The organism is Micromonospora sp. WMMD961, assembly GCF_029626145.1.
In the GTDB taxonomy this organism is placed as follows: domain Bacteria; phylum Actinomycetota; class Actinomycetes; order Mycobacteriales; family Micromonosporaceae; genus Micromonospora.
In genome coordinates, this window is sequence record NZ_JARUBJ010000002.1 from 5,432,274 (window position 1) to 5,445,756 (window position 13,483).

The 13,483-nt window shown below is 74.5% G+C and carries 11 protein-coding genes; 5 read left to right on the forward strand and 6 right to left on the reverse strand.

The genetic code is table 11. From position 1 onward, the window contains the following. Positions 1-7: 7 nt before the first annotated feature. From O7614_RS24475 to O7614_RS24490, 4 genes are all read right to left on the reverse strand, one after another. On the reverse strand, positions 8-3,394 hold the full coding sequence (locus O7614_RS24475; RefSeq protein WP_278140798.1) for an error-prone DNA polymerase: 3,387 nt from the start codon (positions 3,392-3,394) through the stop codon (positions 8-10). A 108-nt stretch (positions 3,395-3,502) separates the two neighbouring features. Continuing rightward, positions 3,503-5,152 carry a DNA polymerase Y family protein gene (locus O7614_RS24480; protein WP_278140799.1) on the reverse strand — a complete coding sequence of 550 codons (1,650 nt, stop codon included), beginning with the start codon at positions 5,150-5,152 and terminating at the stop codon, positions 3,503-3,505. Continuing rightward, complete coding sequence (locus O7614_RS24485) at positions 5,149-5,874, reverse strand: hypothetical protein (RefSeq protein WP_278140800.1); 726 nt, start codon at positions 5,872-5,874, stop codon at positions 5,149-5,151. The genes O7614_RS24480 and O7614_RS24485 overlap by 4 nt, the downstream gene beginning before the upstream one ends. A gap of 102 nt (positions 5,875-5,976) precedes the next feature. Next, the gene (locus O7614_RS24490; protein WP_007463070.1) at positions 5,977-6,426 is read right to left on the reverse strand and encodes an SAV_6107 family HEPN domain-containing protein; all 450 of its coding nucleotides are present in this window, start codon (positions 6,424-6,426) and stop codon (positions 5,977-5,979) included. Between the two features lie 521 nt (positions 6,427-6,947). Here O7614_RS24490 and O7614_RS24495 point away from each other — a divergent pair. From O7614_RS24495 to crtI, 5 genes are read left to right on the forward strand one after another with little or no spacing between them, the layout of a single operon-like run. Beyond that, entirely contained in the window at positions 6,948-7,685 is a 738-nt protein-coding gene (locus O7614_RS24495) for a monooxygenase (protein ID WP_278140801.1), read from the forward strand. After that, positions 7,682-8,233, forward strand: a complete 552-nt coding sequence (locus tag O7614_RS24500; protein WP_145779709.1) for a GNAT family N-acetyltransferase — start codon at positions 7,682-7,684, stop codon at positions 8,231-8,233. Before O7614_RS24495 ends, O7614_RS24500 begins: the two co-directional genes overlap by 4 nt. Continuing rightward, positions 8,230-9,105 (forward strand): carotenoid biosynthesis protein, encoded by an 876-nt coding sequence (locus O7614_RS24505; protein WP_278140802.1) that lies wholly within the window; start codon positions 8,230-8,232, stop codon positions 9,103-9,105. Before O7614_RS24500 ends, O7614_RS24505 begins: the two co-directional genes overlap by 4 nt. Further along, positions 9,102-10,229: a glycosyltransferase family 2 protein gene (locus tag O7614_RS24510; protein ID WP_278140803.1), complete on the forward strand. Its 1,128-nt coding sequence runs from the start codon at positions 9,102-9,104 to the stop codon at positions 10,227-10,229. The genes O7614_RS24505 and O7614_RS24510 overlap by 4 nt, the downstream gene beginning before the upstream one ends. A gap of 11 nt (positions 10,230-10,240) precedes the next feature. Then, the gene (crtI, locus tag O7614_RS24515) at positions 10,241-11,728 is read left to right on the forward strand and encodes a phytoene desaturase family protein (RefSeq protein WP_278140804.1); all 1,488 of its coding nucleotides are present in this window, start codon (positions 10,241-10,243) and stop codon (positions 11,726-11,728) included. Positions 11,729-11,734: 6 nt separating this feature from the next. On the opposite strand, the gene O7614_RS24520 is transcribed toward crtI, so the two are convergent. Then, positions 11,735-12,424 carry a CDP-alcohol phosphatidyltransferase family protein gene (locus tag O7614_RS24520; RefSeq protein WP_278140805.1) on the reverse strand — a complete coding sequence of 230 codons (690 nt, stop codon included), beginning with the start codon at positions 12,422-12,424 and terminating at the stop codon, positions 11,735-11,737. 44 nt (positions 12,425-12,468) lie between these two features. After that, positions 12,469-13,386, reverse strand: coding sequence for a methylenetetrahydrofolate reductase [NAD(P)H] (metF, locus tag O7614_RS24525; RefSeq protein WP_145779705.1), 918 nt, complete (start codon positions 13,384-13,386; stop codon positions 12,469-12,471). Positions 13,387-13,483 lie beyond the last annotated feature (97 nt).

The window sequence follows — 13,483 nt, forward strand, 5'->3', positions numbered from 1 at the left end:
CACTAGATCAGCGGAAGTCACGGGAGGCGGGGCTGACCGGTGGCTCGATGGCGTCCAGCCGGTCGGCCACCAGGTTGGTCACGCCCTCGTGCCGCTGCAACTGCCCCCTGACCACCAGCGCGGCGCTGGTCCGGGCCACCCGCCGGTAGCGCTGCCACAGCCCCGGCGAACAGGTGACGTTGAGCATCCCCGTCTCGTCCTCCAGGTTGAGGAAGGTGACGCCGCCCGCGGTCGCCGGGCGTTGCCGGTGGGTGACGATGCCACCGACCCGGATCCGTTGGCCGGGCTCCACCCGGCCGAGCCGGGCGATCGGCACCGCGCCGAGCACGTCGAGCTGACCTCGAATGAACCGGGCCGGGTGGCTCTCCGGCGACAGCCCGGTGGCCCACACGTCGGCGACCAGCCGGTCTACCGCCTCCATCCCGGGCAGCGTCGGCGCCGCCGCGCCGGTCACCGTGCCGGGCAGCCGGCCCGGCCGGTCCTGGGCCGCCGCGCCGGCGGCCCACAGCGCCTGCCGCCGGGTCAGCCCGAAACAGGCGAAGGCGTCCGCGGTGGCCAGGGCCTCCAACTGCGCGGCGGTGAGACCGACCCGCCGGGCCAGATCGGGCATGTCCCGGTACGGCCCACCGGTGACCCGTTCGGCCTCGATCCGCTCGGCCACCTCGGCGCCGAGGGTCCGCACGCTGGACAGGCCGAGCCGGACGGCGGGGCCACCCAGCCCCCAGGCGTGCGGCGGCTCCCCCGGCCCGCTGCCCCACCGGGTGTCCGGGGTGGACTCCAGCACCGCCGACGCCGCACTGGCGTTGATGTCCGGACGACGGACCTCCACCCCGTGCCGGCGGGCGTCGTCGACCAGGGTCTGCGGCGAGTAGAACCCCATCGGCTGGGCGTTGAGCAGCGCCGCCAGGAACGGCGCCGGGTGGTAGCGCTTGAGCCAGGAACTGGCGTAGACCAGGTAGGCGAAGCTCATCGCGTGGCTCTCCGGAAACCCGTAGCTGGCGAACGCGGTGAGCTTGCGGTAGACGTCGTCGGCCAGCTCACCGGTGATGCCCCGCTCGGCCATCCCGGCGAAGAGCCGGTCGGCGATCCGGGTCATCCGCTCGACCGACCGTTTGGCGCCCATCGCCCGGCGCAACTGGTCGGCCTCGGCCGCGTCGAAGCCGGCCAGGTCGATGGCGAGCTGCATCAACTGCTCCTGGAACAGCGGCACGCCCAGGGTCTTCTCCAGCGCGTTGCGCATCAGCGGGTGCGCGAAGGTCACCGGCTCCTGGCCGTTCTTGCGCCGGATGAACGGGTGCACCGAGCCGCCCTGGATCGGGCCGGGCCGGATCAGCGCCACCTCCACCACCAGGTCGTAGAACTCGCGGGGCTTGAGCCGGGGCAGGGTGGCCATCTGGGCGCGGCTCTCCACCTGGAACACCCCGACCGAGTCGGCCCGGCAGAGCATGTCGTAGACCTCCGGGTCGTCCAGCGTCATGTCACCCAGGTCGAGGCTCTCGCCGATCATGTCGTAGCCGTAGTGCAGCGCGGAGAGCATGCCCAGGCCGAGCAGGTCGAACTTGACCAGACCGACCGCCGCGCAGTCGTCCTTGTCCCACTGGAGCACGCTGCGCCCGGGCATCCGCCCCCACTCCACCGGGCAGACCTCGATCACCGGACGGTCGCAGATCACCATGCCACCGGAGTGGATGCCCAGGTGCCGCGGGAACGTCTGCAACTCGTTGGCGTACTCCACCACCTGCTCGGGGATGTTCTCGGCGTCGACAGTGGCGACCGAGCCCCACCGGTCGATCTGCTTGCTCCAGGCGTCCTGCTGCCCGGGCGAGTACCCGAACGCCTTGGCCACGTCCCGCACCGCCGACCGGGGCCGGTAGGAGATGACGTTGGCGACCTGGGCGGCGTGCTCCCGGCCGTAGCGGGTGTAGACGTGCTGGATCACCTCCTCCCGACGGTCGGACTCGATGTCCACGTCGATGTCGGGTGGGCCGTCCCGCTCCGGGGCGAGGAACCGCTCGAAGAGCAGCCGGTGCCGGACCGCGTCCACATTGGTGATCCGTAACGCGTAGCAGACCGCCGAGTTGGCCGCCGAACCCCGGCCCTGGCAGTAGATGTCCTGCTCGCGGCAGAACGTGACGATGTCGTAGACCACCAGGAAGTAGCCGGGGAAGCCCAGCTCCTCGATCATGTTCAGCTCGTGGTCGAGTTGCGCGTACGCCGTCGGGTGCGCCTGCGGAGGGCCGTAACGCTCGCGTGCCCCGTCGGCGGTCAGCTTCCGCAGCCAGCTCATCTCCGTGTGCCCGGGTGGCACCGGGTACGCCGGTAACTGCGGCGCGACGAGCTGGAGGTCGAAGGCCAACTCGGCGCCGAACTCGGCGGCCCGCGCCACCGCACCCGGGTACGCGGCGAACCGGGCCGCCATCTCCGCGCCGCTGCGCAGGTGGGCGGTCGCCGCCGCGGGCAGCCAACCGTCGACCTCGTCCAGGCTGCGCCGGGCCCGGACGGCGGCGACGGTGGTGGCCAGCCGCCGCCGGCCGGGGCTGGTGTAGTGCACGTTGTTGCTGGCCACCGTCGGCAACCCGGCCGCGGCGGCCAGGTCGGCGAGCGCGTCGTTGCGGTCGGCGTCGACCGGGTGGCCGTGGTCGGTCAGCTCCACCGCCACCGTCTCCGCGCCGAAGAGCGATGTCAGCCGGTCCAACTCACGGGCCGCCGCGTCCACCCCCTCGGTGAGCAGCGCCCCCGGCACGTGCCCCTTGCGGCAGCCGGTCAGCACCAGCACGTGGTCGCGCAGCTCGGCGGCGATCTCCTCCAGCTCCCCGTAGACCGGGCGGCCCTTCTCCCCGCCGCGCAACTGGGCGCGGGCGATGGTGGTGGCCAGCCGGGCGTACCCCTCATGGCCGTGCGCGAGCACCAGCAGGTGCGAGCCGTGCGGGTCGGGCTCGCCGTTCTGCGGACCGGGCAGCCCGAGGGAGAGCTCCGCGCCGAAGATGGTCGGCAGGCCCAGCGTACGAGCCGCCTCGGCGAAGCGGACCACCCCGTAGAAGCCGTCGTGGTCGGTGACGGCGAGCGCGGAGAGCCCCAGCCGGGCCGCCTCCTCGGCCAGCTCCTCGGGGTGGCTGGCACCGTCGAGGAAGCTGAAGTTGGTGTGCGCGTGCAACTCCGCGTAGGGCACCACGCCGTCGGGGCGGGTCAGCTCCGGCGGCTGGTACTGCTCACGGCGGCGGCTCCAGGCCGGGGAGTCACCACCATCGGCGTCCACGGCGAGCGGGTCCACCACGTGCAGGTGCCGCTCCTCGCGCGACCGCCCGCCGCCTGACCGGCCGGAGCCGCCGCCGGCCCGCCCGGAGAGCACCCGTTCCAACTCCGACCAGGGCATCTTCGGGTTGTTGAAACTCATTCCCGCACCCTCGGCCTGACCGACTCGACCTCCGGGAAGTCGGGCTGTCCGAGTCGGCGGGACACCCCGACTTCGGGAATACCGAGTCGATCAAGCTCGGCTGGACGCTCAGTCATAGATCGCCTCCACCAACCACTGCCCGGCCTCGACGGCCAACAGCAGGGCGGTGCCGTCGGCCAGGCTGACCTGGAACCGTGCCCGCCGCCGAGCCTCGGCTGGAGCCCACCACCGCTCGTCCACCGGCCACGGGCCGACCCAGCCGACGATCTCCGCCGGTCGACCGGTGCCGACCACCAGCCGGGCGGGCGGAGCGCTCACCGCCAGCCGCGCGCTGATCACCACCGCCTCGCCGGTGGCGTCGTGCACGGTCGCGGCGAGCGGGCTGGGCAGCACCACCGCCGGCGCGGGCGGCGGCAGCCGGCCGGGCCACGGTGGAATCCCACCGGCACTGCGGTCAGCGGGCCGACCGGCACTGCCGGCCCGACCGCCGCCACCGGCGATCGGCTCGCCGGGCAGCGGCGCCAGGCCGGGGCGGGCAGGGAGGCGTTCGTCGCCCCACGGCACCAGTCGCACCTGGTCGGCTGGGGAGCGCCCACCGCCGAGCACGGCGGTGACCACCGCCTCCGGGCCGAGGATGCCCTGCACCCGACTCAACGCCCGGTGCGCCCGTTCCCGCTCCTCGCCGGTCTCCCCCCACAGGCCGGCCTGCAGGCCGGCCTGGGCGATCACCCCGTCCGGGATCAGTCGCAGCCGGATGATGCCGGCCGTCGGTCGGGCCGGCCGGGCGCCGGTGCGGCCACTGCTGCCGGAGAGCCAGCCGTCGAGCTGCCAACGCACCCGGTCGGCGATGGCCGCGGCGGTGAGTAGGCCGTCGTGCCGCCACACCCGGTGCAACTCCTGCCCGTGCTCGGTGACCGCCTCGATGCCGAGCCGGGTGCAGGCCAGCCCGTGCCCGGCCAGCCGCTCATGCAGTTGCTCGGCCAGCGCCCGGGCCACGAACGCCGCCACGTCGACCCGGTCGATCGGCTCGTCGTGCTCGGCGGTCACCGTCAGGTCGGCCGGCGGTTGCCGGACGGCGAGCGGGCGGTGGTCCCGCCCGGCGGCCAGCCGATGGGCCAGCGCACCGTCGAACCCGAACCGGGCCAGCACGTCACCGGCCGGCAGCGCGGCGAAGTCACCGAGGGTACGCACACCGAGCCGACGCAGCAGGTCGGCCAACGCCGAGCGGCCGAGCGCCTCGACCGGCAACCCGGCCAGGAACTCCGGTGTGCCACCCGGTGCCACCACCCGACCAGAACGAGCGGCCAACCCGGCCGCGAACACCCCGTCGGCGATGCCGACCTGGCTCTCCACCAGGCACGACTGGGCGACGTGCTCGATGATCCGCTCGGCGGCCGCCTCCTCGCCACCGAGATAACGACTCGGCCCCCGGGCGGCCACCGCGCAGGCGCCCGGACGGACCACCTCGACCCCGGCGACCAACTCCTCCACCGCGGCGACCACCGGCTCGAACGCCCGGGTGTCCCGACCCGGGTCGTAGTCCACGACGGTGAGCTGCGGGCAACGGCCCTGCGCCTCCCGTTTGCGCAGGCCCCGGCGCACCCCCTCGGCACGGGCCCGCTCGGAGCAGGCGACCACCCGGTTGGCGTGCAGCACGGCGACCGGGCCGGTCGCCGGCACCCCGTCGACGATCTCGGCGGCGAGCACCGGCCAGTCCGGGCACCACAGCAGCAGAGTCCGTGCCGGCGAGCCGGTCACTCCCGACCGACCAGGGCGAGCGACGCGGTCGGACGGCCCACAGCCGACGGCTTCGGACGGGGGATCACCCGGGTCAGCCCGTCACCCGGTAGCCAGACCTTGATCTCCTTCGGTCGCGCGGCTGCCCCACGCCCGCGCGCCGAGACGGTGACCTCCCGGCGGCGCAGCCGCCCCCGACCGGCCCCGAGCCCTTCCCACACACCACGGACCACCTGCAACGTCACGTCCGCGCCGTCCCACCGGCCGTACGGGACGAGCACGCTGCCGCGCTGCCGCGCCCGGGCGGCCAACCGGGTGGCGACCGAGGCGGAGACGGTGGCCGGCACGGCGGTGACCACGACGTCCACCCCGTCGATCAGCGCGGCGACCACTGTGGCCCACTCCGGGCCGGGATTCGGCACCAGGGCCAGCCGGTCCAGGGCGATGCCCAGCTCGGCGGCCGCACCCGCACCGAACGTCGGCACACCGACCACAGCGCACCACGAGCCGGACCGGGACGCCTCGGCGAGCAGGGCCAGCATCAGCGAGGTGCCACCGCTGCGCTGGGGCTGGCCGGCGGCGACCGCGATGGTGCTGCCCCGGCGTAGGCCCCGGTTGGGCAGCAGACCGGTCAGCTCGGGCACCACCGGCAGCACCCGGTGGCCGCCGAACTGGTCAGGCATGCTCGCCGGACGCACCAGATCGGCCAGTGCGGCGGAACCGACCACCGTGCGGCCCGCCATTGGACCAACTCCCCCGTCGTTGCTGTGGATCAGATCAGGATCGGCACGCCGCGCCACCGGCCGCCCGGCTCCCCCCGCAGGGCGGTCGGTGGCACGGCGGGATCATGCGGCGAGGCCGTCCAGGGCCGGCTGGTGGGCCACCCCGAGCGCGGTCTCCACCACCGTGACGAACTGTTCGGCAGCACGGAGCAGATCGTCTGCCTCCCGGGCGCTGACCACCCGGGGGATGCCGGCCTCGGCGGCGGCGCGCTTGCTGGCGCCCGCGGCGAAGAACCGGGACCACTCGTCGAGCTCTGGAGCGACCGCGCACAGGAGGACCCAGACGCTGGTGATCCGGTTGCGTCGACTCGGCGCGGGCCGGGCACGGGCGGCGAGCAGGGCGGCGGCCGCACGCAGCGCCGCCAGGTGGGCAGCCGCGTAGCGCAGACCGTCAGGTCGGGTCTGGCCGGCCTCGACCAGCCCACGCCGGGCCAACGTGAGGAGTTGGGCGGGGGTGCGGTGCGGCAGCACGTGCGCCGGCACCGTCGGTGCCTGAGCCGGGTTGGTCGGCATGGGTGTCTCCTCCACATGGCCGGGGCGTCGCCTCGGCGCTGGTGCCGCCGACGAGACGCCGAGGTCGGGTGGTGCGGAGGAAGACGCACCGGGTGTGGCCGGCCGGGTGTGGATGCTTCCCCACACCACACCCGGCCGGCGTACCGGCGGGTTCGTCGCCCGCCGCCCGGGGGTCGTGGGCGGCGGGCGACGATCCTGCCTGTCGGGACCAGGCTCGCGACTGCCTGGAAACCCAGGTGCGGCCCGCGGAGCCGCACCGCCGGGGCTGGCGCCGCGAAACGCCGCGCTCCGGCCGGTTGGAACGAACGTTCGAGGCAATCGAACACTCGTTCTAACTGCTGCTGACAGTACACCTCCCCTCCGACGAAAATGCAACGTGTGGCGCGCTGGGCGTGCCGACCGAGCGCACCAGGGTGAGCCGACACCTGCCGAACCGGGAAGAATGGCACCATGCAGCCGCACCCGAACGTACGAGCCGCCCAGGACGCGCGCACCTCCGCCGGCAGCCCGGCCGACGTGGCGTGAGCACCGCACCGGAGCTGGTCACGCTGCACGTGTGGAGGACTTCCCGCGGCGCGCTGCCCCGGGCACTGACCCGGATGGCGGTGGACCCCCGCCGGCTGCGTCGCCTCCCCGGCGCCCGGTTCGGCAAGCTGCTGGGCACCGGGACCGGCACCGGATTCGGGCCGGGGGACGCCGACCTGACCCGGTGGGCGGCGCTGACCGTCTGGGACTCCCCCGCAGCCGCGGCCGACTTCGACGACTCGACGGTCGGGCGCGCGTGGGCCCGCGTCGCCCGCGCCTCCGCCCGGGTCGACCTGCGCCCGCTGACCAGCCGGGGCGAGTGGTCCGGTCAGCGGCCGTTCGGCGACCCGCCGGGCGGCCGGGTCACCGGCCCGGTGCTGGCGCTGACCCGGGCTCGACTGCGGGCCCGCCGGGCGGCCACCTTCTGGCGGGCGATCCCCCCGGTGGCCGCCGCCCTGCGCGACGCGCCCGGGCTGCTGGCCCGGTTCGGGGTCGGGGAGGCACCGCTGGGTTGGCAGGGCACGGTGAGCGTGTGGCGCGACCCGACGGACCTGGTGGCGTTCGCGTACCGTCACCCGGAGCACCGGGCGGCGATCATGCGAACCCCCACCGAGGGCTGGTACGCCGAGGAGCTGTTCGCCCGGTTCGAGGTGCTCGACGTGTTCGGCGACCGGTCGGTGCTCGGATGGGTCGCCGACGACGGCCCGGCAACGGTGAAGGGTGGACGGGCATGAGGTTGGTGCGCTGGACGCCGGACGATCTCGTCCGGCGGCTGGACGACGTGGTGGCCGTCTACGGCGAGGCGATGGGATACCGCACCGACCTGCTGGAGGCCCGGCGCGGCTACATCGCCACCCACGTCCGCCGGCCGGGTTTCCGGGCGGTCGCCAGCCTGACCAGCGAGGGTCACCTCGCCGGCTTCGGCTACGGCTACCTGGGCGCCTCCGGTCAGTGGTGGCACGACCAGGTGCACCGAGCACTGGACGCTCCGACCCGTCAACGCTGGCTCACCCACTGCTTCGAGGTGGTCGAGCTGCACGTCCGGCCGCCGGCGCAGGGGCACGGTCTGGGCACCGGGCAGCTGCGCGCGCTGCTCGGCATGGCCGAGGGTGACACCACACTGCTGTCCACCCCGGAGGCCGACGAGCAGACCTCACGGGCCTGGCGGTTGTACCGGCGCTTCGGTTTCGTCGACGTGCTGCGCAACTTCCACTTTCCCGGCGACGAGCGCCCGTTCGGCGTACTCGGTCGGGATCTGCCACTCGAGCCACCGGCGTCATGACCCGGCGGATCTCCTGGGCGCTACTCGCGATCCTGGTGCTCGCCCAGATCTGCTACCCGCTCACCACCGGCGCCACCCGGGCCGGGCTCACCGTTGCCACCGTCGTGCTCGGTTGGCTGCTCTCGGTCGGCCACGCGCTGCTCAGCCGGGGCCCGCGGGTCGCGGCGGCGCTGGTCGCGGTGGCCACCGGCGGCGGATTCGCGATCGAGGCGATCGGGGTGGCCACCGGCGTGCCGTTCGGCAGCTACGACTACTCCGGCGAGCTGGGCCCCAAACTGGCCGGGGTGCCGCTGATCATCCCGCTGGCCTGGACCTGGATGGCCTGGCCGGCCTGGCTGGCCGCGGTCCGGCTCACCAGCGGCGCGTCGCCCGCCGGCACCGGCAGCGCGTCGGCAACCAGCACCGGGGCGACGGCCGGTCGATGGGTGGGTCGGATCGCGCTGGCCACCGTCGGGCTGGCCGCCTGGGACCTCTTCCTCGATCCGCAGATGGTGGCCGAGGGCTACTGGGTCTGGCGCGACGCCACCCCGGCGTTGCCCGGCCTGCCCGGCATCCCGGTCAGCAACTACCTGGGTTGGCTGCTCTTCGCGGTGCTGATGATGAGTGCGCTCCGCCCGCTGGCCGGGCCTGCCGCCGAGCGCACCGACCGGCGGGACCACCCGATGACCGCGCTCTACCTGTGGACGTACTTCTCCAGCATCCTGGCCCACGCCGTCTTCCTCGACCTGCCCGCCTCGGCGCTCTGGGGCGCCGCCGGCATGTCGGTGACCGCGATACCGCTGGCGGTGACCCTGCGGCGGGCCCGCCGGGCTCGGGCGACCCGCCAGGAGGACCACCAGCCGCACCGGCCCGGCGTCGACGCGACCCGATGACCGCCCTGCTCGCCCTGCTCGTCGCCGTCGCCGCGTTGACCGGGCACACCTGGCTCAACGCCGCCCGCTGGCTGCGCCGGCCCGCCGACCGGCCCACCCAGGTCGACGAGCCGGTCGCCGTGCTGCTGCCGCTGCGCGACGAGGCCACCCGGGTCACCGGATGCCTGCGCGCCCTGCTCGCCCAGCGCGGCGTGCCCGGGCTGCGCGTCGTGGTCCTCGACGACGGTTCCACCGACGGCACCGCCGAGGTGGTCCGCGCGGTGGCCGGCGACGACCCCCGGGTCACCGTGCTCACCGGTGTCGCCCCGCCGCCGGGCTGGCTGGGCAAGCCACACGCCTGCTGGCAGTTGGCGACCCGGGCCGACCCGACGGCCACCGCGCTGGTCTTCGTCGACGCCGACGTGGTGCTCGCCCCGCACGCCGTGGCCGCGGCCGTCACCGAGCTGCGCGCCGCCCGCGTGACGCTGCTGTCGCCGTACCCCCGGATCGTGGTGGCGACGACGGCCGACCGGCTGGTGCAGCCGCTGTTGCAGTGGCTCTGGCTGACCTTCCTGCCGCTGCGGGCGATGGAGCGCTCGTCGCGGCCGTCGCTGGCCGCGGCGGGCGGCCAGTTCCTGGTGCTGGACCGGGCCGGCTACACCACCGCCGGCGGGCATGCCGCGGTCGCCGACAAGATCCTGGAGGACGTCGAGCTGGCCCGGGCGGTCAAGCGGGCCGGTGGGCGGATCGCCCTGGCCGACGGCTCCCGGCTGGCCAGCTGCCGGATGTACGACGACTGGCCGCAACTGCGCGACGGGTACTCGAAGTCGCTCTGGGCGTCGTTCGGGCACCCGGGAGCGGCGGCGGCCGTGGTGGCGTCGCTGCTGCTGCTCTACACCGCCCCGCCACTGATCGCGCTGGCGGGCGTGGCGGCCGGCGTGCCGGGGGTGGCCGCCGTGGGCCTGGTCGGCTACCTGCTCGGGGTGGCCGGGCGGGTGCTCACCGCCCGGGCCACCGGGGGCCGGTGGTGGCCCGACGCGCTCGCACACCCCGTGTCGGTCGTGGTCCTCGGTTGGCTGACCCTGCGGTCGTACCATCTGCGAAAGCGACGCCGCCTGACCTGGCGGGGTCGCCCGGTCAGCTAGGAGGACGCGGCATGGCGCGGATCGTGGTCGTCGGCGCCGGGGTGGGTGGCCTCGCCACCGCCGCCCGGCTGGCCGCCACCGGGCACCAGGTGACCGTCTTCGAGCGGGCCGACACGGTCGGCGGCAAGCTCGGCCGGTACGCGCACGACACCCCGGCCGGCTCGTTCCACTTCGACACCGGGCCGAGTCTGCTCACCCTGCCCGAGGTCTTCCACGACCTGTTCGAGGCGACCGGGGCCAAGCTCGACGAATACCTGGACCTGGTCCCGCTGGACCCGATCGTCCGGCACGTCTTCCCCGGCGGCGGCCCGGCACTCGACTCCTGCGCCGACCCGGTGGAGTTCGCCACGAGGATCGGCGCCGCCTTCGGTGACCGGGCGGCGGCCGACTGGCAGCGACTGTGGCGTCGGGCCGCGCGGGTGTGGAACGCCTCCTCGCGGGACATCCTGCGCCGTACCGTCGACTCCCCGCGCGATCTCGCGTCGCTGGCCTGGCGGGTCGGTGACCTGGCCGCCATCGCCCCGGGCCGCACCCTGCGCGGCCTGGGCCGCCGACACCTGTCCGACCCACGGCTGCGGATGCTGCTGGACCGGTACGCCACCTACACCGGGGCCGACCCACGCCGGGCGCCGGCGGCGCTGGTCGCGGTGCCGTACGCCGAACTGACCTTCGGTGGCTGGTACCTGCGCGGCGGGCTGGGCACTCTCGCCGACGCGCTGCTCACCCGCTGCCTGGACCTGGGCGTGGTCGTGCAGACCGACGCCACTGTCACAGGGATCGACGCCACCGGCGGCCGGGTGCACGGGGTACGCCTCGCCGGCGTCGGCGCGCCGGTGCCCGCCGACGTGGTGGTGGCCAACGTGGACGCCCTCACCGTCTACCGTGACCTGCTGCCGCACCCGGGTCGGCTGGCCGGGCTGACCGACCGCAGCCTGGCCGGTTTCGTGCTGCTGCTCGGCGTCTCCGGCAGCACCGGGCTGGCCCACCACAATGTCTTCTTCCCGGGTGACTACGACGCGGAGTTCGACGCGGTCTTCGGCGACCCCGGGCGCGGCGTGCGGGCCCGGCCGGCGGCCGACCCGACGGTGTTCGTCACAGTGGCCGACGACCCGATGGTCCGCCCGGCCGGGCACGAGGCGTGGTTCGTGCTGGTCAACGCCCCACGGCAGGGCACCGCAGCGGGCGCGGTCGACTGGCGACGCCCGGGGCTGGCCGACGCGTACGCCGATCGGATCCTGGACGTGCTGGCGCGGCGCGGCGTGGACGTGCGCGACCGGGTGCTGTTCCGCGAGGTCCGTACCCCGGCCGACCTGGACGTGACGACCGGCGCGCCGGGTGGCTCGATCTACGGCACCGCCGGCGGGCTGCTCCGCCCCGCCAACCGGGGCCCGGCGAACGGGTTGTGGCTGGTGGGCGGCTCCACCCATCCGGGCGGCGGACTGCCGATGGTGACGCTCTCCGCGCAGATCGTCGCCGACGAGATCGGCCCCGCCTGGTAGGGCTGCTCAGCCGGCGTCGAGCAGGGCGCGACGGATGGTGGAGAGCAGTTGCCCCAGACCGAAGCCGGCCAGCAGCACCCACACCGCTGTCGCCATGGTGATGGTGCCGGCGGCCAGGTCCGGCTCGATCAGCCCGGCCAACCCGGCGACCAGCAGCCCGGCCAACGCCACCGAGACCCGGGTGGGGCGCTCGCCCACGGTCACCGCGCCGATGTCACGCATGCCGGCGGCGACCGCCCGGGCCCGGACGTACTCGTGCAGCCAGGACAGCGCGCCGCCCGCCACGACCAGCGCGCCCGGCGCGCCGACCAGCCAGAACGCCAGCAACCACGCCACCTCACCGAGCCGGTCGGCGACCGAGTCGTAGACGTAGCCGAGCCGGGTGGTGCGACCGGTGGCGACCGCCACCGCGCCGTCCACGCTGTCCGCCACGGCGGCGAGCAGCACGAACAACGCGCCGAGGAAGAGGCCGTTCCCCGGCCGGGTCACCAGCAACGGTACGCAGAAGCAGAGCAGCACCCCGGCCACGGTGACCGCGGTGGGGCTGACCCGCAGCCGGCCCAGCACATACCCCACGTGGTACGCGAATCGCAGCCAGGCGCGCACCACCGGCGCCGCGACCCGGGGGTCGAACCCGCCGTGCAACCGCGCCCAGGCCGTGGCGTACTGATCCCAGTTCAGCTGTGTGCCCACCATGGATCAACCGTCGTGCCGGGCATCAGGTGTCGCAGGACCAGCATTCACACCCGCGCGCCGGCCTTCAGGTTCTGCCAGACCTCACGGGTCGCGGTGGACCGGTTGAGGGTGATGAAGTGGATCCCCGGTACACCCTCGTCGAGCAGTCGACGGCACATCTCGCTGGCCTGCTCGACGCCGAGCCGGCGGACGGCCTCCGGGTCGTCGGCGACGCGTTCGAAGCGGGCCGCCAGCGCCGGTGGGAAGGGCGCGCCGGACAGCTGCACGGACCGCTCGATGGTGCCGATCTGGGTCACCGGCATCACCCCGGCCAGGATCGGGGTGTCGCAGCCGGCCGCGGCCACCCGGTCACGAAGTCGCAGGTAGTCGTCGGCGTCGAAGAACATCTGCGTGATCGCGAACGCCGCGCCGGCCCGGCACTTGCGGACGAACTGCGCGGTGTCGCTGGCCACGTCGGGCGAGCGGGGATGCTTGTACGGGAAGGCCGCCACGCCGACGCTGAAGTCGCCGGAATCGCGCACCAGGCGGACCAGGTCCTCGGCGTAGTCCACTCCCTCGGGGTGGCGGATCCACTCGCCGCCCGGGTTGCCCGGCGGGTCGCCGCGCACGGCCAGCACGTTGCGCACCCCCACCCCGGCGAGCCGGCCGATCACGTGCCGCAGCTCGGCGACGGAGTGGTCGACAGCGGTCAGGTGGGCCATCGGCAGCAGGGTCGTGTCGGTGGCGATCCGTTCGGTCACCGCCACCGTGGTGTCCCGCGTCGACCCGCCCGCGCCGTACGTGATCGACACGAACGACGGACGCAGCGACTCCAACTCGCGGATGGCCTGCCAGAGCAGCCGCTCCCCGGCGTCGGTCTTGGGCGGGAAGAACTCGAACGAGAAGGTCGGCTGACGCTCACGGATGAGCTCCCCGATCGCCGGCTGCGGATTGGGGAGTACCGAGGGAAGACCGAGCGCCACGCCCCGACTCTAGCGGGCGAGGCGACCGTGACCCAGGCGCTTCCCACCCGATGACCGGCGTCGTCCCGCGCGCCCCGCCCGGTGGGTGCGAGGGCGT